This window comes from Qipengyuania zhejiangensis (genome assembly GCF_035607565.1).
GTDB classification, from domain to species: domain Bacteria; phylum Pseudomonadota; class Alphaproteobacteria; order Sphingomonadales; family Sphingomonadaceae; genus Qipengyuania; species Qipengyuania zhejiangensis.
Genome location: NZ_JAYKGO010000003.1, coordinates 234,555 through 253,706, shown reverse-complemented (window position 1 = coordinate 253,706; position 19,152 = coordinate 234,555). Strand labels below are relative to the sequence as shown.

The window sequence follows — 19,152 nt, the reverse complement described above, 5'->3', positions numbered from 1 at the left end:
AAGAAAAAGGGCCGGAAGCGGTTGTCCCGCTTCCGGCCCTTTTCGTGTGGTCAGGCGTGAACCTTATTCGGCGGTAGCGGCCGACGTGCCGCTCATCGCGGCATCGATCTGCGCGTTGGTCAGGCGGGCCATCAGGCCGTGGTCGGTCGCGTCGAAGTGGCTGCGCAGCAGCGTGACCTTGTTCGCTTCATCGCCGCCGCGGGCAATCACGATGTTGTTGCCATCGACTTCGAGGATGGTGCCAAGGGCCGCGTGATCGGCAGCCATCGCTTCGGCGCCGACGATCAGGGCGGCGTCGCGCTTGGCAGCGGCTTCGGCCAGCTGCGCGTCGATCATGCCGTTGATCTGGTCCTTGGTCACGGTGATGGTCGGGCCGGCTTCGCCCTGGCCGTACATGTTCACCGCCAACGGAACCTTATGCTTGCCGGTGTCGAGCACGGCCTGGCCGTTTTCAACCGAAACGATGGTGCCTACGGCGTTGCCTTCGGGACCGGTTACCGTTGCGCCCGCAACGACCTGGTCGTTGGCGAGGGCCGGGGTGGCAGCAAGGGCGACGGCGACAACCGCCAGCTTTGCGAAATTCATATATTAGCTCCAAGACTTGTTATTCGACACATGCGGCCCCGCCACGCGCAAGCGCGCTGGGAAGCCGACCAGAATGGAAAACGCGGGCGAGGCTTTACCAGCCTCACTGCCCGCAGCGCTCCCCTTGGGGGTGCGGGGGTTCTATCCCACGAATTGCCGTTTTTTGCAACCGCAGCCCCCTTATGCCGCCTTGCAGCTTAAGCTGTGATGAAGCGCGTCAGAGGCGCGAAAGTTCTTCTTCGAGCAAGACCTCGACCCGCGACCGCGGGGGGAATTCTTCCGCGATCCAGCGCGCTTCCACCGCCTGCATGACCTGCGCGACGCGGGGTCCCTTGTCGACCCCTCGGGCGACGACTTCGCCGCCCTTGAGCGGCAGCCGGGGGACATCCCAGCCGTCGAGTACCGACGCATCGGCGCCCGCCAGCAACAGCCGGTCGCGCGCACCGGTCAGCCCTTCGCGATAGGCCAGCGCCCGCGGAGTGTCGGCGTCATCGGGCGAGCGTTCCGCCGCGCACACCAACCGCGCGCGCTGGGCACGGGACAGGCGCAGGCGCGCAGCCACCGCTTCTGCGATGGGCCGGATTGGCGGGATGAGCGCCGCCAGCCGCCGGATTGCCTCGGGCGGGCGACCTTGCGCCTGCTCGTTGTCGACCAGCGACACGAGGCATGCCATTTCGTTGCGCCGCGCTTCGGGAAGAATGACCGCCAGGACCCCTGATTTGTCCATCAGTTGGACGGTTTCGACCGGATCGGGCAGCGAAAGGATGCCCAGCAGTTCCATCGCCACACGTTCGCGGCTGAGGCCCTTGAGCGTGCCTGCAAGTTCGCGGCAAGCACCCAGCGCTTCTTCGTCCAGCCTGTCGCCAAAGCGCGCCTGAAACCGGAAATAACGAAGGATGCGCAAGTGGTCTTCGGCGATGCGTTCGCGTGCGTCGCCGATGAACCGCACACGCCGGGCGGCAAGGTCGTCCAGCCCACCGAAGTAATCCGAAACCTCCAGCGACGCCGGGTGCGCATAGAGGGCGTTGATCGTGAAATCCCGGCGCGCGGCGTCTTCGCGCCAGTCGTTCGCGAAGGCCACGGTGGCGCGCCGGCCGTCGGTCGAAACGTCCTGGCGCAAGGTGGTGACTTCGACGTTTCCTTCGTCGAGCAGCGCGGTGATCGTTCCGTGATCGATGCCAGTGGGAACCGTGCGGATGCCCGCCGCGCGGCACAGATCGATGACCGTGCCCGGCCGATGGGTGGTGGCGCAATCGATGTCGGCGGCCTCGATGCCCAGCAAGGTATCGCGCACGCAGCCGCCCACCCAGCGCACGTGATCCATGCCCAGCGCGGCGACCAGCTTTGCCAGGTCGGCGCGCTGTGTCCATTGCGCCGCAGGAAGCGTGTCAGCCATGGATCGATCCGGTCCAAGCGATGCGGCGCGACAGGTTCCAGCAGATCGCGGCGGTCACGCCCCAGATCCGATATCCTTCATATTCCATTTCGAGATAATCGCGCATCGCGCCCTTCCAGAACACCGAATTGCGGTTCCATTGCGACCCATCCATCAGCAGATCAAGCGGGCATTCGAACCAGCTTTCCACTTCGCGCGGGTCGGGCCGCACCGCGAGATCGGCGGGGACGGTGGCCAGCACCGGGGTGATGTCGAAGCCGGTACCGGTCTGGTACCGGTCGGTCGCGCCGATCACGCGAACCTGATCGGCGGCAATGCCCAGTTCTTCCCACGCTTCGCGCAGGGCAGCATCGAGCGCGCCTTCGCCATGGTCCAGCTTGCCGCCGGGGAACGCCACCTGCCCGGGATGATCGCGCATGGTCCGCGGGCGCTGCGTCAGGAGGACACCGGGCCGTTCACGGTCGGTCACGGCAATCAGCACCGCGGCATCGGCGATCCGGTCCGCATCGGCGAAGCGTTCGTCGGTCATGAGATCGGCCATCTCGCGCCCGTGGCCGCGATGGAACAGGTCGCTCAGACGGGTGTGCAACGCACTCATGAGGGGAGCAGGCTGAAGGTCATCCCGCCGCTGGTCACACTCCAGTCGTCGCCGCGAGCCAGCGCGATTTCCGCAAGCTGTTCGTAGGTCGACCGGTTGAGCCGCGCCTCAAGCCCGCGCCGCACGCCGACGTAAAGCGCCGGACTGTCGGCATCGCCCGCCGCGCGGATCGGGTTTTGTGGCCCGGCCACGATCAATTCGTCGGAATTCAGCCGAAAGGCCAGATTATTCTCGGTTTCACGGACGTCGACCGCGATGAAGGCGGCGTCCTCGACCTCGATCGACAGCTTCTGGAACGGGGTGACCAGCCAGTGACCCCCGCTGGCATCGCGGGTCAGCAGACCAGAGAAGGCGCGAACCATGGCCGTGCGGGTGATGGGCGAACCTTCATGGAGCCAGGTCCCGTCCGCCGTGATCCGCATCAAACTGTCGGCGCTTTCCTGCGGGTCCCACTGCTCGACCGGCGGCAGTTTGCGCCGTGCGACCTGCTCCGCAATCTGCGCGAGCGACAATCCGGCGAGTTCGGGGGGCGGTTCGTAGGGCATCGTTGGACAGGCGATGCCAGATGCGGCCTATTTCGCCAAGGGCGCGCTCCACGGTCCCAGCATTCCTTCGGGCGGAAGGACGGCAGGGTTCACCGTGCGGGCGAGCAGGCGATGCTGTTCGAAAGGCCCGGGACAATGCCAGCCACCGGTGTGTTGGGCGGTAAAATCCCAGCGATCGTAGTAGTCGGGATCGCCGATCATCACTTGCGGCAGCGGGGCGGCACCATCCTCGAAACCGGCATCGATCGCGCCAAGGCTGGCCGCCATCAGCGCCTTGCCGAAACCTTCGCCCTGGCGACCCGGCATGACCGCAACCGGGCCGACCATGATCATCGGGTGCGGGCGGCCCTGCGGATCGGTCAGCGCAACGGGCCACAGCTGGATCGAACCGGCCAGATAATCGTCGTCGTCCAGCGCAGCAAAACTAAGCCCTTCGAGCCAGTCCATGCCTTCGCGAATGCGATAGGCGGTGCGCGCATGGCGCCCATCACCGAACGCGGCGTCCAGCAGCTGTTCGACCAGCGCGGGGTCGATTGCGGAAAGGGGAACGAGGCTCGCCATAAGGGCGCCGCGATTAGGGCGGTGACTGCGCCGTGTCGATAAACTTCGCCTTATTGCGGGCGAAGTTCCAGCAAACGCCCGCCTTCGCCGTCTTCCAGCACCCACAGCGCGCCGCCGGGCCCTTCGATGACCGAACGAATGCGCTTTCCCATCGGGTACCGGCTCACCTCGCGTGCCGTTTCACCGGTGATGGCCACACGTATCAGCGCCTCGCTCGACAAACCGGACATGATTGCGTGGCCCTTCAGGCCGGCGAACAGGTCCCCGCGATAGAACATCAGGTTCCCGGGCGCGATGACCGGGGTCCAGGTGATCGCCGGCTGGGCAAACCCGTCGTCGGGCGAATGGTCGGGGATGGCGTCGCCGTTGTAATGGTCGCCGTCCGAACGTTCGGGCCAGCCATAGTTGCTGCCAGCCGAGACAAGGTTCAGCTCGTCACCGCCGGCGGGGCCGTGTTCCAGATCCCACAAGCGGCCTTGCGCGTCGAACGCTAGGCCAAGGACGTTACGATGGCCCCACGACCAGATCTGGTTGGCCGGGCTGCCCTTTTCAGCCAGCGGATTGCCCGCTGCCGGTGTGCCGTCGAGATTGAGCCGGACGACCGTGCCGAGGGTGTTCGACGTGTCCTGCGCGGGTTGCATCTTCTGCCTGTCGCCGCTGGAGACGAACAGGTGCTTGCCGTCCGGGCTGATTGCGATCCGGTGGGAATAATGCCCGCGACCCGTCACCTTGGGCGCCTGTCGCCAGATGACTTTCAGATCCTGAATGTCGCAGGTCTGGTGATCTTCGCACACCATCCGGCCCTTGCCGACCACGGCACCGCGCGTATCGCCGGTGCTGGCTTCGGCCCAGCTCAAATAGATCGTACGGGGGGTCAGCGTGCCCGCCGTTTCGGATGGCAGGAACGCCACGTCGCCAAGGCCGCCCTGGCCCCCGTAATCGACTTCGGGTGCGCCGGTGACGAAGATCTGCTGCTGGTTCTTCGTATCGTACGCATGGATCTTGCCGGGCTTCGTCGTCACCACGACAACCGACGTGCCGGGGACGAAGGCCGCCGCCCAGGGTTCATCGAAGGTGCGGTGTTCGGTGATGGCGAAATTGCCGTCGAATTCGCCGACCGGCGCCGCGGTTGCGGACGGGGCGCTATCCCCGCTTTGGGCGTTGCCACAGCTTGCAGCGAGCAGGAGCGGCGATAAGGTGGCGAGAAGGATCGAAGGTTGTTTCATGTTCAGTGCAACTCCGCAGGACGGATTAGGTGCCGCACCACTTGTAATTGGTGTCGACGAGGCGGGGCGTGGCCCGCTGGCAGGACCTGTCGTGGCAGCGGCGGTCGTGCTGTGCAAGCACCCGCCTGAAGGTCTGGACGATTCCAAGAAATTATCCCCCACGCGGCGCGCGGTTCTGGAACCGCAAATCCGTTCGCACTGTGCGTGGGCGCTGGGGGTGGTCGAGCCCGAGGAGATCGATCGCATCAACATTTTCCAGGCGACGATGCTGGCGATGACGCTGGCGGTGGTGCGGCTGGTGGATGCCCTTGGGGCGGAACCGGAAGCGGTTCTGATCGATGGCAACATGACCCCGCATGGACGGTGCGGCCAATGGCGCTGGGCCGCGCACGCGATTGTGGGCGGAGACGGGAAGGAAGCCTGCATTTCCGCTGCGTCCATCATCGCCAAGGAATACCGCGACCGGTTGATGCGCGAAGCCGCTGCCGCGCATCCGCAGTACGGGTGGGAGCGCAACATGGGCTACGGAACCGCCCAGCACATGGAGGCGCTGCGGGTTCACGGCCCGACGCCGCTGCATCGCCGCAGCTTTGCCCCGGTTGCCCAGCTCACCCTTATCTGACGAGCGTGTCTGACGGGCGGGGGCCGATGGGTTCGTGGCGGCCATCGCCCGGTCTGCCCCAGTTCCCCGACGATTTGAGTCTTCCGCGCCACACCGCATCATGTTGAGTCGTGCGAATCTATGCGGACTCAACATCTTGTGTGGGACTCCTTTCGTTCTCTCTCGGCACGCGGCGTCCCCGCGTATCCGCTCGTCGCTTCGGGCTTGACGCGGACTCCCCAAGGACTCACCCTGTGGATAACTACAGACAGGGGAATACGCATGGGGGTCATCGAGACCACGAAGAAGCGCGTCAAAGCGCTTGAAACGGCAGTTGAATTGCCGCTGGAATTGCCGGTCGGGAAGATTCTCGATGGCGATTGCGTGGAAGCCATGCGTTCCATCCCGACGGCTTCGATCGATCTGGTGTTCGCCGATCCTCCCTACAATCTGCAGCTCGGCGGCGATCTCAACCGGCCCGACGGAAGCCATGTCGACGCGGTCACCGATGAATGGGACCGGTTCGACAGTTTTGCGACCTACGACGAATTCACCCGCGCCTGGCTGACCGAAGCGAAGCGTATTCTCAAGCCGGACGGCGCGTTGTGGGTGATCGGCAGCTATCACAACATCTTCCGCGTGGGCGCGATCCTGCAGGACCTGGGCTTCTGGATTCTCAACGATATCGTCTGGCGCAAGTCGAACCCGATGCCCAATTTCCGCGGCACACGGTTCACCAACGCGCACGAAACGCTGATCTGGGCGAGCCAGGGGGAAAAGGCGAAGTACCACTTCAACTATCGCGCAATGAAGACGCTGAACGATGAATTGCAGATGCGCAGCGACTGGGTTCTGCCGATCTGCAACGGGTCCGAACGGCTGAAGGAAGGTGGCACCAAGGTCCACCCGACGCAAAAGCCGGAAAGCCTTTTGTACCGCGTTCTTCTGGCGACGACCGAGCGGGGCGATGTCGTGCTCGACCCGTTCTTCGGCACGGGCACAACCGGGGCGGTGGCGAAGCGCCTGGGGCGCGAATGGATCGGATGCGAACGCGAAGGCGTGTATCGCAACGCGGCGCTCAAGCGGATCGACAAGGAACTTTCGCTCGACGAAAGCGCGCTGACCACCATGCAAAGCGCGCGGACCGCGCCCAAGGTGGCCTTCGGGGCCCTGGTGGAAAACGGTTACCTCAAGCCCGGCACCGAAGTGTTCGACAAGAAACGCCGCTGGATCGCCACGGTGCGGGCCGACGGTTCGCTGGCGTACGGAAAGCAGACCGGCAGCATCCACGGCCTCGGCAAGGATCTGCAAGGCGCGCCCAGCTGCAACGGCTGGAGCTTCTGGCATTACGAAGACGGCGACGATGTGAAACCGATCGACGCGGCACGGCAACTGTATCTGCTGGCGGTAGAGGACTGAGGGGTACCCCGATCAGTCTGCAAAGTCGGCCTTCACGATCACGGCCAATTTAACGCAACTTGTGCTTCGCCTGCCCGAGAGCGGCGGTCTTTAGTCTCGGAGCTGGGTAAATGGTGGGCAGCGCCTAATTCAGCCGCCTTCGACGTTGAAACGCTTGAAAAAACCCTTCTCCTTCGCATCGGGTATCTCCGCCGTAATGCCGTAATTACCGGGTTGGAGCATCAGCTTGAAATAGCCCGTGGCGCCTTGTGGCATGTCATGGATACCTCCCACGAACTTGGTCGGAGCGGGGGTTTGCTGGCCGTCTATGGGGAAGAAGTCGGGCCACCTTGCCGCGGCCTCGACATCGGTGTCCTCCTCGATGCGGAACACATGCGCGTCGTGTCCAACGAAGTTGTTGTAGAGCTGTTGCTCCTCGAACCTGACCCGCACGGAATTGTCACCGGTGACGAAAGCACCGTCTGAAATCTCGTACCCGCTATTGGTTATGGTCAGCGTCACATTGGCATCCGGCTCTGCCATTCCTCCCTCTTCGGCCAACACCGTCAGTGGAAAGACCATGCCGAATTCGCCCGGTTCCGGGTTGAAGTTGTGTTGGACGCCATTGGTCTTCACATAGCATTCGACGAGATAGTTGCCGGGTTCCAGATACATAGTCGCTTCGCCGGTAACCCCGTCGGACATCATGCCCGGTCCGCCCAGCCACGTCAGGTCGCCTACCCATTCCGGCATCGTTGCCGCGATTTGAGCCGCCTTTTCGGTATCGCCAGCGATCGCGGCAGTCAGGCTCCTCTGGATTGGCCTGACAACTTGCTCGTCGACCATCTCCCCTGTGACCCCATCGGGGAGGCGATAAACGAGAGCGTGGTGTGTCATCCCGCCGGTATTGACCACGCGAATGGTCGTCCACCCGGACCTGATTGTATCCGGCCCGACAAACGACATTCCCTGGACCTCAAGCTCGAGGTCGTTCGCGTCAGGCTGAACCGTTTGGGAAGGCGTGGGGGAACAACTCGATAGCGCCAATGCGAGCGCGGCAGCGACAAAAATCGGCTTCATGATGTTCCCCTACAAGGCATTGCCTACCTGAAGAGAAGAGCATGTCCGGTCCGGTCGCGCAAATCTCAAAGGGTTGCGGAATGCCCACGGCTGTTCGGCAGCGACCTCTCACATGCGGGGACTCAGCTTACCTGCCGTCAGGCACCGGGCTTTTCGGGACCGGACCTTTTCCACCAGCGGGTGATGCTGCCTCACGCGCAAACTCCAGGGCGATTCCAGCATCGAGCTTATCCAGCGGCGTATCCCCCGCTTCGTGCTGTTCCAGCCTGAATGCTTCAGCCTCCCAAGCTTTCGCCGCCTCAAGAGCAATTTTCCGTCGGTTCTCCAGCGGTTCGGTTGCCGCTTTTGCCCGTTGCACGGCTTCCTGTTTCCTGCAGAAATCTGATGTGACGCGCAGGGTTGGCACAGCTAGTTCTTCATATGCTCAAGGCCAGGGACCACTCCCTGCTTACTGGGCAGAGTGGTTGAGCCCACCTTTGGTTTTTCAGCTTTGGGTTTGCGAATTTCGCGATTTGATCTCTTTTGTGATTTGGCCACGGCTTCATCCTTCCTTACAAAAAAAGTAAATCTTCAGTCGTTCAGGCAACAATGAGTTCTGGTGAAGAGGGGCCGGGTACCGGGTTTGGCACATGGGCCGGTGGCCGATAGCTGCTCGCGCCTTGCGACTTGATATGGCCTTCGAGCAACGTCAGGATTTCTGGATCATCTTCCGCATCGAATTTGCGTGCAAAAAGATCGGTACTGCGTTGCAGGTCACCGAAATCCTGCGCTGAATAGTTGCGCGGACGCAGCTTGATATCGCCGTCAGGCACCCAATCGATCATCCGCAGATCATCGTTCATCACCACGCCTTGATCGCCGCTGTTCATGATCACGGTTTGGAAGAACGCCTCGTCGGCGATGAAGCTGTTGCGATAGAACTCCTTGAACCGATCGGCCTTCGGGTCATGGCAGACAAATTCGCAGAAACTGCGGGTCACTGCTTTCCACTGTGTACCGATAAAGGGCGTGGCGTCGGCAAGATAAGGACGCGCCACTCCGGTTTCGGTCATCTTACCGTCTGCCTCCACGAAAAGATGGCTGATGCGGTTCAGTGTTTCCGGTCGCTTCGTACGCTGATCCAGGACGCGAATGAATTGTCTGCCGGGATTTGCGGCAAGGAACTGGCTAATATAGCCTTGGCTCTTGAGCGGGAAATCCTGGCCCGACAGGTTGATGAAATGGGTCCACCGGTCGCCCATTTCGAGAAGGCGGGCCATGCCGCGCAACTCCGCATCAACAAGGCTATAGCCGCCCCAGAGCGCGTCCTTTGACAGAAGGATCTCAGCATTCTGATAGGGGGCGAGAAAGTTTGCAAGCTCGTCTGCCAGTTCGGCGCCCGAGCTCTTGTCGACATGAATCACATAGGCATTGCCCGGCACATAGATAGCCTTGAAGAGGCGTTTGAATTGCGCGGGATACCGATGCACGAGTATGAAATAGGCGATCATATTGATGCCCTTGCCGGATCGCGCATGCCGGGCTGTCAAACTCCAGGCATGGCGATTGATTTTCCTGTCTCAGGAAAGCCAATCAAATGAATTTCTGATCGTGAAGAGACAATGCCGGACAGAATTACGCTCAATGGAGCGAAACAGCGTGTAAATGAAATGGGCACGGCGACATGCCATTACAAGAAGCCAATGTTCTGTTAGATTACTTTGCGAGGGCCGGGTTTTAAATTCGGCCCGAAACCGTATTCGGCCCACGTAATTTATCGCTCCTTTTGTGGCCCGAACCAGCTTGAACCAACGCCCCCAATTCAATCAATAAAGGACGGTCCGCCCGTAGCGTGAACCACGTAGGGCAGGTCGGTCACAAACTGGGAGAGGGGAGCGGCCAACGGACTTGCGTGATCCTAGGGCGCCAGCCCTTCCGACGCTTCAAGCAATTCCATGAAGTTGCGGGCGGCGTTGCGATCCTCTTCGCTTTCGAAGCTGACGTCGAGGTCGGGCGCACCGCCCAGCATGTGCAGGAGAGCCCACAGAGCAAACCTCTTGCCGCGATCCTGTTCGAGACCGAGATCCACCTGACATCTCTCGATACCGGATGCCAGAGCATCAGGTGAAAGCGTGGCGATATCGCTGATGGCAAAGTAGCGGCGCAGAAGATCGTCCAGGTCCATGACCATGCACTAGAGATTTGGAACGGGATCGCCAATGGCGCGGATGTTCTTCGGTTTCGGGTTCGCGACCATCATGACGAACCAGCGGGCGCGCGGTATCGACTTTACCGGGCGTTTCGTCTGGCGCCTCGTGTTGCTCCTGCTCAACGGCACGCTGCATTCGCTGATTTACAGCGGCGATATCCTGCAAGTGCTCGCGCTTAGGGGTTTCTGTTGATCCCACCCGGCCGGGTTCGCAGCAATCGGGTGTCGCTTGCCAGTTTCGCAGTTTTCTTGCCCAGGGCGATCTTCCATGTGTTCCATCCTCTGGGGTTTGCGCTAGGCAGGTCCAACCATGACCCAACACGCCACCATTCGCCCCATCGCCTTCGTCCCCGGTCCCCAGTCAGAGCATGGCAACGCCATCCGCTTGGCAGGGGGTATGCTGTACGCAAGCCGCTTTGCCGTGGTGCTGCGCCGCGATGGCGCGGTGGTTGAGCGGTGGCTGGCCTCGCCCGATACGATCGCGGAAGTGCTTGGGAAATTGCCCGACGATTGCGGGGCTGAGGCTGAAGCGCAGTGGGCCAACCTCACGCTCGCCCATCCGCCGCTGACGTTGGGCGCGCGCACTATCCGGCTCGACCAGCCGCAGGTTATGGGCATCCTCAACGTCACGCCCGACAGTTTCAGCGATGGCGGCGCGCACGACAGCCCCGATGCGGCCCGCACGCACGCCGCAGCCATGGTCGAGGCGGGCGCGGCGGTCATCGACGTGGGCGGGGAAAGCACGCGGCCCGGCACCAAGGCGCTGTGGGAAGGCGACGAGATCGCCCGCGTCGTCCCCGTGATCGAAGTCTGCGCGGCGATGGGCGCGGCGGTAAGTATCGACACACGCAAGGCGGCGGTGATGGAAGCCGCGCTGGAAGCAGGGGCGCATCTGGTCAACGATGTCTCCGGGCTCGCGCATGACCCGCGCAGCGCCGAAGTCGTCGCGCGGGCAGGTGTTCCGGTGGTGCTGATGCACGCGCCGGGTGCCGCGGGCGATGACCTGCACGAAGGTGGCGATTACGAGAACGTGGTGTTCGAGGTCTTCGACGCCCTGCGCGACCGGCGCGATGCGGCGCTGGCTGCGGGGATCGCGGCGGGCAACATCCTGCTCGATCCCGGTATCGGTTTCGGCAAGACCCTGGCGCACAACCTCGCGCTCATCAACGCGCTGCCGCTGTTCCATGCGCTTGGTCATCCGCTGATGCTGGGCGCCAGCCGCAAGCGCATGATCGGCGCGCTTTCGAACGAGGCCGAAGTGGGCGCGCGCCTCGGTGGCAGCGTTGCGCTGGCGATGAAGGGCATGGATGCAGGCGTGCAATTGCTGCGCGTCCACGATGTCCCCGAAACCGTCCAGGCGCGCAACGTGTGGCGCGGCCTGAGAGACGCGGCCCTGACGGATTTCAGCGACCTGCCGGGTTAACCGGGGGACGCGGCGCTGCCCGCCAGCAAGCCGCCGTCAAGCGTCAGTTCGCTGCCGGTCATGTAGGCGCTGTCGGGCGATGCAAGATAGACGCACAGCGCGGCGACTTCCTCCACCGAGCCGAACCGCTTGAGCGGAGTATCGGCCACGAGTGCGGCCATCTTCGCGTCGCGGTCCGGCCCGTCGCCCAGCATCGGCTCCCAGATCGGTGTCAGGATCGCGGCGGGGTGGACCGAATTGCAGCGGATCGCCCAGCCGTTCTGCGCGGCGTACAGCGCAACGGATTTGGTGTGGTTGCGGATCGCCGCCTTGCTGGCCGCGTAGGCCGCCGCCCCGGGGATGCCGACCAGTCCCGAACGCGAACTCATGTTGATGATCGAACCTTCGCCCGCGCCTTTCATCGCCTTGAGCGCATAGCGACAGCCCAGGAACGTCCCGTCGGTGTTCACCGCATGGACGCGGCGCCATTCGGCAAGGCTGGCGTGTTCGGGATCATGGACGAGCGCGCCGTCTTCGAATCCGGTGATGCCGGCGTTGTTGACGAGCACGTCGATGGCGGGAAATTCGCTGGCGAGCACTTCCCAGTCCGCTTCGCGCGATACATCGAGGCTGCGGAATTCGCAGCCTAGCTGCGACGCGGCTCTCGTGCCTTCTGCTTCGTCGCAATCGGTCAGCACGACGCGCGCGCCTTCGGCGACGAAGGCATGGCACACGGCCTTGCCGATCCCGCGCGCACCGCCGGTGACGACGCACAGTTTTCCATTCAGTTTTTGCATGGGTTTACCCCGGAAGTTTCAGATTGACCGGAAGGATCGCTTGCGACCCCGCGTCTGCAAAATCCGCCTTAGCGGCTGCGCTTGTCCATCTGATTTGCTCCCCTGAAAACGTGGCCCCAGGGTAACGGGGTTACGCCGCGTTGTCGATTCCCAGCTCGCCCAGCTTGCGGTAGAGCGTCGAGCGTCCGATTCCGAGGCGGCGGGCCACTTCGGTCATGCGTCCGCGGTAATGCCCGATGGCCAGGCGTATCACATCAGCCTCGATTTCTTCCAGCGCGCGCAGGTTTCCGTCCTCGGTGTACAACAGCACGCCAAGCCCGCGATGGCGGCTTTCGCCGCGATCCGGACTGTCGCCCAGAAGCTGCGAGAGCTGCGGGAAACTGGACGCCGTGAGCGCTTCCCCGTCGCAGAAGACGGCGGCGCGGAAGAGCACGGCCTGCAACTGGCGCACGTTGCCCGGCCAGTCGTAGGCTTCGAGCAGTGTCAGCGCGCTGTCGGCGATGGAGTGATGAGCCAGCCCCGGCTGTTCGCCGATCTTGGAAAGGAAATAGCGGGTAAGGGCGGGAATATCGCCCATTCGGTCCCGCAAGGCGGGCAGGTGAATGCGGTTGGCCGCGAGGCAATTGTACAAGGCGGGTGAAAATTCGCCCATCTGGACCAATTCTTCCAGCGGAAAATCGCTCGCCGCGAACAGGCGTACGTCGATCTTGAAGCCGTGCGTTGCGCCGGTGGGGCGAACAATGCCGGTTTCGATGACCTGTGCCAGACGATCCTGCAGCGTGCGGTCCATCCGGTCGATATCGTCGAGCAGCAAGGTGCCGCCGTCGCAGGTTTCGAGCAGGCCCAACTGCCGGTCGAATGCACCGGCAAAGGCCCCCTTTTCGTGGCCGAAAAGCAGGGATTCCAGAGAAGTCGATGGAATCGAGCCGCATTCGACAAGTTTCATCGCCGTCTTGGCGCGTGTCGATGCCGCGTGCGTCGCGCGCATCAGCATTTCCTTGCCGGTGCCGCTTTCGCCTTCGACCAGGACATGGCCGTGCCCCCGGGCCGCCGTGGCGGCACGCGCAAGTGCGGTGCGGAACGGTGGCTCGGTCCCCACCATTGCGTCGAAATCGAGCACGGTCTGCAGCTTTTCCGTCATGGGCTGTAATTCGTCGCGCGGTGCCTCTGCGCGGGTTGCGCTGCGCAGGGCAGCCAGCAAGCGATCGGGTGCGACCGGCTTGATGAGATAATCGGTTGCGCCTGAGCGCATGGCTTCGACGGCAAGCAGGGGTGACGTGCTGGCGGTCAGCATCAAAAGAGGAATGTCGGGGCGCAGAGCGCGAATGCCCCGAACCAGTTCGCAAGCGTCTTCGCCGGGGACCCTCTGGTCGAGCAGCACAGCGCCGATTTCCGCCCCTTCGAGCGAAGCAAGACGTTCAAGCGCGACATCGCCCGAGGCGACGACGAGCGTGCGCCAGCCCTCGCGCGCCGCGAGCGCAGAGACGGACCGGCTTTGGGCCGGTTCATCGTCGATCAGCAGCATCAGGCGGGTCTCTTCGATCGCCATAGTCCTTGCCTGTCCCTCTCGAATGCGTGGCCCATGCCACCTTTGCCCGGACGTCTTACGGGAAAGGGGTAAAGAGCCGATTAAGCGTGTTGCCGCGTGGATGGATGCCATCGTGGGGCTTGAGCGCGTGGCGCGAGCGCGATAGACGCAGCCACCACACCATTATCCAGATCAGGGGTATCGCATGGATTCCGCCAACGACATGAAGGCGCACGGCAAGACCTATTCTTCTTTCATCGGCATGCTCAAATGGTCGGTGCCGTTGATTGCGGTTATCGCACTTGTCGTCGTTATATTGATTTCGGGCTAAGCGCCCCGGCATGCGCATCGCGGTGCTGAAAGAGCGCGCTCCGGGCGAAACCCGGGTCGCTCTCACTCCGGAAACGGCAAAGAAATTTGCCGCACTCGGGGCCACGGTGGCGGTGGAGGAAGGGGCCGGTGTCGGCGCTTCCATCACCGATCAGGCGTATCGCGAAGCGGGAGCAGACGTCCTCTCTGCCGCTGCGGCGGTCAAGGATGCCGATATCGTGCTGGGCGTTCAGGCGCCCGATGTTGCCGCGCTCAAGGGCGCGAAGGCGGGCGCCTGGGTCGCCGCGACCTTCGATCCCTTCACGCGGCGCGACCGCGTCGATGCCTATGCCGCGGCGGGGCTCGAAGGCCTGTCGATGGAATTCATGCCGCGCATCACCCGCGCGCAAAGCATGGATGTGCTTTCCAGCCAGTCCAACCTTGCCGGTTACAAGGCGGTGCTGACGGCAGCGAACGAATACGGCCGCGCCTTCCCGATGATGATGACCGCCGCCGGCACGGTTCAGGCTGCCAGGGTCTTTGTCATGGGCGTGGGCGTTGCGGGTCTCCAGGCCATTGCCACGGCCAAACGCCTTGGCGCGCAGGTCAGCGCGACCGATGTGCGTTCGGCCACGAAGGAACAGATCCAGTCGCTCGGCGCCAAACCGATTTTCGTCGAGAATGTCGCCGGGATCGAGGGGGAAGGTTCGGGCGGCTACGCCACCGAAATGTCCGAAGAATACCAGAAGGCGCAGGCCGAACTGGTATCGGGGCATATCGCCAAGCAGGACATCGTCATTACCACGGCGCTGATCCCCGGCCGCGCCGCGCCGCGCCTGATTTCGGACGCGCAGATTGCGACGATGAAGCCGGGCAGCGTGATATTCGATCTTGCCGTGGCGCAAGGCGGCAATGTCGAAGGCTCGGTTCCCGACAAGGTGGTTGAAAAGCACGGCGTCCGGATCGTCGGCTATTCGAACACCGCGGCGCATCTTGCTGCCGATGCGTCGGCGCTGTTCGCTCGCAACCTCTACAATTTCCTGTCCGCCTTCTGGGACGCCGAAGCGGGCAAGCCGGTGCTGGACGAAGAAATCGGTGACGCCGTGCGGCTGACGCAAGGCGGCCGGGTGGTGAGCGAGCGGCTTAACGCACAATAATCCGGACCCTGGGAGGGCCTGACTTGGACTTCATAAGCATCCTGTCGATCTTCGTGCTGGCGTGTTTCGTCGGCTATTACGTGGTCTGGTCGGTCACGCCCGCGCTGCACACGCCGCTGATGGCGGTGACCAATGCGATTTCCAGCGTGATCATCGTCGGCGCGCTGATCGCGGCTGCGGCTGCGGACGTGCCGGGGGCCAAATGGCTGGGGCTGCTCGGCATCGTGCTCGCCAGCGTGAACATCTTCGGCGGCTTTGCGGTCACCGAACGAATGCTGGCCATGTACAAGAAGAAGGAGAAGAAATGATGCTTCTCCCGATGTTGGCACAAGCCACGAGTTTCCGGTTCGTCGACGATCAGGGGGTCGAAACCGTTGGCACCATGGTTCAGGACGCCGCGGCGCATGGCCCTGTAAATCCCTGGGTTGCGTTGGCCTATCTGGTGGCCGGCGTGTTCTTCATTCTGGCGCTGCGGGGTCTTTCCTCGCCATCGACCAGCCGAACGGGAAACCGGTTCGGCATGGCCGGAATGCTGATCGCCGTGGCGACGACACTCGTCACCCATGAAGTGGCCAACATCGTCGAGATCGGCATCGCGATATTCCTTGGCGGGATCATCGGCTTCAGCATTGCCCGCCGCATCGCGATGACCGCCATGCCGGAGTTGGTCGCTGCCTTTCATAGTCTCGTGGGCCTGGCCGCGGTGCTGGTCGCAGCGGCGGCGTTCCTGAATCCGGGGGCCTTTGGAATCCTGGAAGAAAGCGGCAATATCTCGTCGGTCAGCCGGATCGAGATGATGCTTGGCGCTGCGATCGGCGCGATCACCTTTTCCGGGTCGGTCATCGCCTTTGCCAAACTGTCGGGCCGCATGAGCGGTTCGCCCATTCTGCTTCCCGCGCGGCACATCATCAATCTGGGTACGCTGGCCGCAATCCTGGCAGGAACGGCGCTTTATGCGATGCAGCCCACCGCGGGCGCGGGTGAAGGGTGGCTGTTCTGGGCGATTGTCGCCGCGGCCTTCGTGATCGGCTTCCTACTGATCATACCCATCGGCGGGGCCGACATGCCGGTCGTCGTGTCGATGCTCAACAGCTATTCTGGCTGGGCGGCGGCGGCGATGGGCTTCACGCTCGGCAATACGGCGATGATCATCACCGGCGCGCTGGTGGGCAGCTCGGGCGCGATCCTGAGCTACATCATGTGCCGCGCGATGAACCGGAGTTTCATCAGCGTGATCGCGGGCGGATTCGGCGCTGACGCGAGCGCAGGCGGGGGCGAGGCGCGCGAACAGCGTCCTTACAAAACCGGCAGCGCAGCCGATGCGGCGTTCATGCTCGAACAGGCGGAAAAGGTCATCATCATCCCCGGCTACGGTATGGCGGTGGCGCAGGCGCAGCACGCGCTGCGTGAAATGGCCGATATGCTCGAAGAAAAAGGCATCGAGGTGAAGTTTGCCATCCATCCCGTCGCGGGACGTATGCCCGGCCACATGAACGTGCTGCTGGCGGAAGCGAACGTGTCTTACGACAAGGTCTTCGAACTGGAGGATATCAACTCCGAGTTCGCGCAGGCCGACGTAGCCTTCATCATCGGGGCGAACGACGTGGTGAACCCGGCGGCGAAGACCGACAAGTCATCGCCGATCTACGGCATGCCCGTGTTCGACGTGGACAAGGCCAAGCAGGTCTTCTTCATCAAGCGCAGCATGGGCGGCGTGGGCTATGCGGGCGTCGACAACGATGTCTTCTACATGGACCAGACGATGATGCTGCTGTCAGACGCCAAGAAAATGGTCGAGGAAATCGTCAAGGCGATGGACTGATCCGATGCGCAAGATTTTCATCGTCATGGCGCTCCTGGCGTTGGCCGGTGTCGGCCTGTGGGCATGGCTCGGTGGGGCGGAAAAAGTGACCGCAGGGCGGATCGAAGCCGTGCTGGTCGAACAGGGCATACCGGCACCTGTCGCCGCCTGCATGGGAACACGGATGGCCGACAATCTGTCACTCGTTCAACTGCGCAAGCTGCAGCAGCTGCAACCGAGTGAGGACGAAGGCGCGGTGCCGATCAATATGGCCGAGTTTCTCGAACGCCTGCGCCGGGTCGACGATCCGGAAGCGATCGAAGTCGTCGCCACGTCTGCGGCGATCTGTTCCTTCACCGCCGGCTGACCGCCCGACCTTGTAATTCGCTCTCCCTGCGGCATGATGTCCGCCAAGGGAGAGGGATCATGAAAAACCTGCTTTTGGCATCCGCTGCGCTGATGATGGCGCCGGCGGCGATGGCGCATTCCGGGCATTCGGAGGACACGGACACCACGCTGGAACGGGTCGGCACCGAATACATGGTGATGCAATCCAGCGCGAACGAAGCAGCCGCCCAGCCGTTTCTGCGCGGGCTCGCCCTGCTGCATAATTTCGAATACGATTTTGCGGCAGAGGAATTCCGCCGCGCCCAGGCCGCCGACCCCGCTTTCGTCATGGCGTATTGGGGCGAGGCGATGAGCCACAACCATTCGTTATGGGACGATCAGGATCGCGATGCCGCGCTTGCCGCGCTGGGCAAGCTGGGCGCGACCGCGGCGGACCGCGCAGCCAGGGCGCGCAACCCGCAGGAGGCGAGGTGGCTTGCGGCGGTCGAGACGCTTTACGGCGCCGGCACCAAGGAAGAACGCGATCTTGCCTACATGGCGGACATGCGCGCAATGCTCGCGTCCTATCCCGACGATATCGATGTGCGGGCGTTCACGGGCCTTGCCATCCTGGCCAGTTCGCATGGAGGGCGGCAGCTGCCGATCTACATGGATGCCGCAGGCGTGCTCGAAGCCGGGTTCATGACCCACGAAATGCACCCCGGCATCCTTCACTATCTGATCCATTCGTATGACGATCCGGTTCATGCCCCGCTCGGCAGGCGCATGGCCGCGCGCTATTCCGTCGTCGCGCCCGATGCAGGCCATGCACAGCACATGGTCAGCCACATCTTCCACGCGCTGGCGGATTGGGAGGCGACCGAAAAGGCGAATATCAACGCCGACGCGGTGGTCGACCGGCAACGGGAGGCTTCCGGACGCGGACCAAGTTCCTGCGGGCATTATAACGAATGGCTTGCCTATTCGCTGTTGCAGCAGGGCAAGGATGCGAGCGGGCTGATCGCCGAATGCCGTGTGCAGGCCGAAGCCCAGATCGCTGGCGGTGCCAGGAACCAGCTGGGTTCGGGCCCTGTTGCAAGTTATTCGGGCATGGCCATGTGGAACGGCGTTGCGACCGGCGACTGGGCCGAACCGCTGGACGGCATTGGGGACGGCTTTCTGCTTGCCCGTTTCGATTTCGCCTATTCGCGCCTTCTGGCCGGCGCGGCCCGTCCGGCTAATGTCACGGCCGCCCTCGCCGACATGAAGGCCCTGGCTGGCCAGATCGACGCCGCATTGACGCAGGAATCGCCGTACGACACCTGGATCAGGCCGTGGATGGAGCGTCAGCTGGCGCAGGGCGATGCGCTGCTTGCCATAGCGCAGGGGCGAACGGACGAAGGGATCGACATGCTCCGCGCAGCGTCCCGTGCGGAAAGCGCAACGCCCGTGGTCTATGGGCCGCCCCCGGTCGGGAAGCCGGGTTGGGAAATTCTTGGCGAGCATCTTGCCGCATCGGGTCGCCATGCCGAAGCGGCAGCGGCGTTCCGCGAAGCGCTCGCCTTCGCGCCTGGCCGCAAGCTGTCGATCGATGGACTGGAGCGGGCACAAGCAAGCATGCGTTGAAGCGCCGTCTTGCATTCGCCGGTCCTT

22 protein-coding genes are annotated in these 19,152 nt (G+C 63.2%); 10 read left to right on the top strand and 12 right to left on the bottom strand.

The genetic code is table 11. The features are described 5' to 3' along the window. Window positions 1-63: 63 nt before the first annotated feature. The 6 genes from VR863_RS08910 to VR863_RS08885 form a co-directional block, all read right to left on the bottom strand. Window positions 64-585, bottom strand: a complete 522-nt coding sequence (locus VR863_RS08910; protein WP_324828111.1) for a hypothetical protein — start codon at window positions 583-585, stop codon at window positions 64-66. Between the two features lie 217 nt (window positions 586-802). Then, window positions 803-1,981: a CCA tRNA nucleotidyltransferase gene (locus VR863_RS08905; RefSeq protein WP_324828110.1), complete on the bottom strand. Its 1,179-nt coding sequence runs from the start codon at window positions 1,979-1,981 to the stop codon at window positions 803-805. After that, a complete protein-coding gene (locus VR863_RS08900; protein WP_324828109.1) occupies window positions 1,974-2,579 on the bottom strand; it encodes a CoA pyrophosphatase in 606 nt (201 codons plus the stop codon). Before VR863_RS08900 ends, VR863_RS08905 begins: the two co-directional genes overlap by 8 nt. Then, a complete protein-coding gene (locus VR863_RS08895; RefSeq protein WP_324828108.1) occupies window positions 2,576-3,124 on the bottom strand; it encodes a DUF1285 domain-containing protein in 549 nt (182 codons plus the stop codon). The genes VR863_RS08900 and VR863_RS08895 overlap by 4 nt, the downstream gene beginning before the upstream one ends. Before the next feature lie 27 nt (window positions 3,125-3,151). Then, window positions 3,152-3,685: a GNAT family N-acetyltransferase gene (locus tag VR863_RS08890; protein ID WP_324828107.1), complete on the bottom strand. Its 534-nt coding sequence runs from the start codon at window positions 3,683-3,685 to the stop codon at window positions 3,152-3,154. A 50-nt stretch (window positions 3,686-3,735) separates the two neighbouring features. Then, entirely contained in the window at window positions 3,736-4,911 is a 1,176-nt protein-coding gene (locus VR863_RS08885; protein WP_324828106.1) for a PQQ-dependent sugar dehydrogenase, read from the bottom strand. Here VR863_RS08885 and rnhB point away from each other — a divergent pair. Both rnhB and VR863_RS08875 read left to right on the top strand, forming a co-directional pair. After that, window positions 4,910-5,533, top strand: coding sequence for a ribonuclease HII (gene rnhB / locus VR863_RS08880; protein WP_324828105.1), 624 nt, complete (start codon window positions 4,910-4,912; stop codon window positions 5,531-5,533). The two genes, VR863_RS08885 and rnhB, sit on opposite strands and share 2 nt — an antisense overlap. A gap of 261 nt (window positions 5,534-5,794) precedes the next feature. Further along, complete coding sequence (locus tag VR863_RS08875) at window positions 5,795-6,931, top strand: site-specific DNA-methyltransferase (RefSeq protein WP_324828104.1); 1,137 nt, start codon at window positions 5,795-5,797, stop codon at window positions 6,929-6,931. 129 nt (window positions 6,932-7,060) lie between these two features. On the opposite strand, the gene VR863_RS08870 is transcribed toward VR863_RS08875, so the two are convergent. From VR863_RS08870 to VR863_RS08855, 4 genes are all read right to left on the bottom strand, one after another. After that, complete coding sequence (locus VR863_RS08870) at window positions 7,061-7,990, bottom strand: hypothetical protein (protein WP_324828103.1); 930 nt, start codon at window positions 7,988-7,990, stop codon at window positions 7,061-7,063. Window positions 7,991-8,117: 127 nt separating this feature from the next. Beyond that, window positions 8,118-8,396 carry a hypothetical protein gene (locus VR863_RS08865; protein ID WP_324828102.1) on the bottom strand — a complete coding sequence of 93 codons (279 nt, stop codon included), beginning with the start codon at window positions 8,394-8,396 and terminating at the stop codon, window positions 8,118-8,120. Window positions 8,397-8,568: 172 nt separating this feature from the next. Further along, window positions 8,569-9,480: a beta-1,6-N-acetylglucosaminyltransferase gene (locus VR863_RS08860; RefSeq protein ID WP_324828101.1), complete on the bottom strand. Its 912-nt coding sequence runs from the start codon at window positions 9,478-9,480 to the stop codon at window positions 8,569-8,571. 407 nt (window positions 9,481-9,887) lie between these two features. Next, window positions 9,888-10,154: a hypothetical protein gene (locus VR863_RS08855; protein ID WP_324828100.1), complete on the bottom strand. Its 267-nt coding sequence runs from the start codon at window positions 10,152-10,154 to the stop codon at window positions 9,888-9,890. 34 nt (window positions 10,155-10,188) lie between these two features. Here VR863_RS08855 and VR863_RS08850 point away from each other — a divergent pair, with 34 nt between their 5' ends. Both VR863_RS08850 and folP read left to right on the top strand, forming a co-directional pair. Then, complete coding sequence (locus tag VR863_RS08850; RefSeq protein ID WP_324828099.1) at window positions 10,189-10,371, top strand: hypothetical protein; 183 nt, start codon at window positions 10,189-10,191, stop codon at window positions 10,369-10,371. Between the two features lie 117 nt (window positions 10,372-10,488). Next, a complete protein-coding gene (gene folP / locus VR863_RS08845) occupies window positions 10,489-11,601 on the top strand; it encodes a dihydropteroate synthase (protein WP_324828098.1) in 1,113 nt (370 codons plus the stop codon). Here the strand turns inward: folP and VR863_RS08840 are convergent. Both VR863_RS08840 and VR863_RS08835 read right to left on the bottom strand, forming a co-directional pair. Continuing rightward, the gene (locus tag VR863_RS08840; RefSeq protein ID WP_324828097.1) at window positions 11,598-12,377 is read right to left on the bottom strand and encodes an SDR family oxidoreductase; all 780 of its coding nucleotides are present in this window, start codon (window positions 12,375-12,377) and stop codon (window positions 11,598-11,600) included. The genes folP and VR863_RS08840 overlap by 4 nt on opposite strands. A 130-nt stretch (window positions 12,378-12,507) precedes the next feature. After that, the gene (locus VR863_RS08835; protein ID WP_324828096.1) at window positions 12,508-13,926 is read right to left on the bottom strand and encodes a sigma-54-dependent transcriptional regulator; all 1,419 of its coding nucleotides are present in this window, start codon (window positions 13,924-13,926) and stop codon (window positions 12,508-12,510) included. Window positions 13,927-14,110: 184 nt separating this feature from the next. On the opposite strand from VR863_RS08835, the gene VR863_RS08830 reads away from it, so the two are divergent. The 6 genes from VR863_RS08830 (at window position 14,111) to VR863_RS08805 (ending at window position 19,125) form a co-directional block, all read left to right on the top strand. Further along, window positions 14,111-14,236 carry an aa3-type cytochrome c oxidase subunit IV gene (locus tag VR863_RS08830; RefSeq protein ID WP_324828095.1) on the top strand — a complete coding sequence of 42 codons (126 nt, stop codon included), beginning with the start codon at window positions 14,111-14,113 and terminating at the stop codon, window positions 14,234-14,236. A gap of 10 nt (window positions 14,237-14,246) precedes the next feature. Continuing rightward, the gene (locus tag VR863_RS08825) at window positions 14,247-15,371 is read left to right on the top strand and encodes an NAD(P) transhydrogenase subunit alpha (RefSeq protein WP_324828094.1); all 1,125 of its coding nucleotides are present in this window, start codon (window positions 14,247-14,249) and stop codon (window positions 15,369-15,371) included. Window positions 15,372-15,394: 23 nt separating this feature from the next. After that, window positions 15,395-15,679, top strand: coding sequence for an NAD(P) transhydrogenase subunit alpha part 2 (locus VR863_RS08820; protein WP_306087535.1), 285 nt, complete (start codon window positions 15,395-15,397; stop codon window positions 15,677-15,679). Window positions 15,680-15,753: 74 nt separating this feature from the next. Then, window positions 15,754-17,193 carry an NAD(P)(+) transhydrogenase (Re/Si-specific) subunit beta gene (locus VR863_RS08815; protein ID WP_324829249.1) on the top strand — a complete coding sequence of 480 codons (1,440 nt, stop codon included), beginning with the start codon at window positions 15,754-15,756 and terminating at the stop codon, window positions 17,191-17,193. 4 nt (window positions 17,194-17,197) lie between these two features. Next, window positions 17,198-17,539, top strand: coding sequence for a hypothetical protein (locus VR863_RS08810; RefSeq protein ID WP_324828093.1), 342 nt, complete (start codon window positions 17,198-17,200; stop codon window positions 17,537-17,539). A 59-nt stretch (window positions 17,540-17,598) separates the two neighbouring features. Beyond that, window positions 17,599-19,125: a hypothetical protein gene (locus VR863_RS08805; protein ID WP_324828092.1), complete on the top strand. Its 1,527-nt coding sequence runs from the start codon at window positions 17,599-17,601 to the stop codon at window positions 19,123-19,125. Window positions 19,126-19,152: the final 27 nt, after the last annotated feature.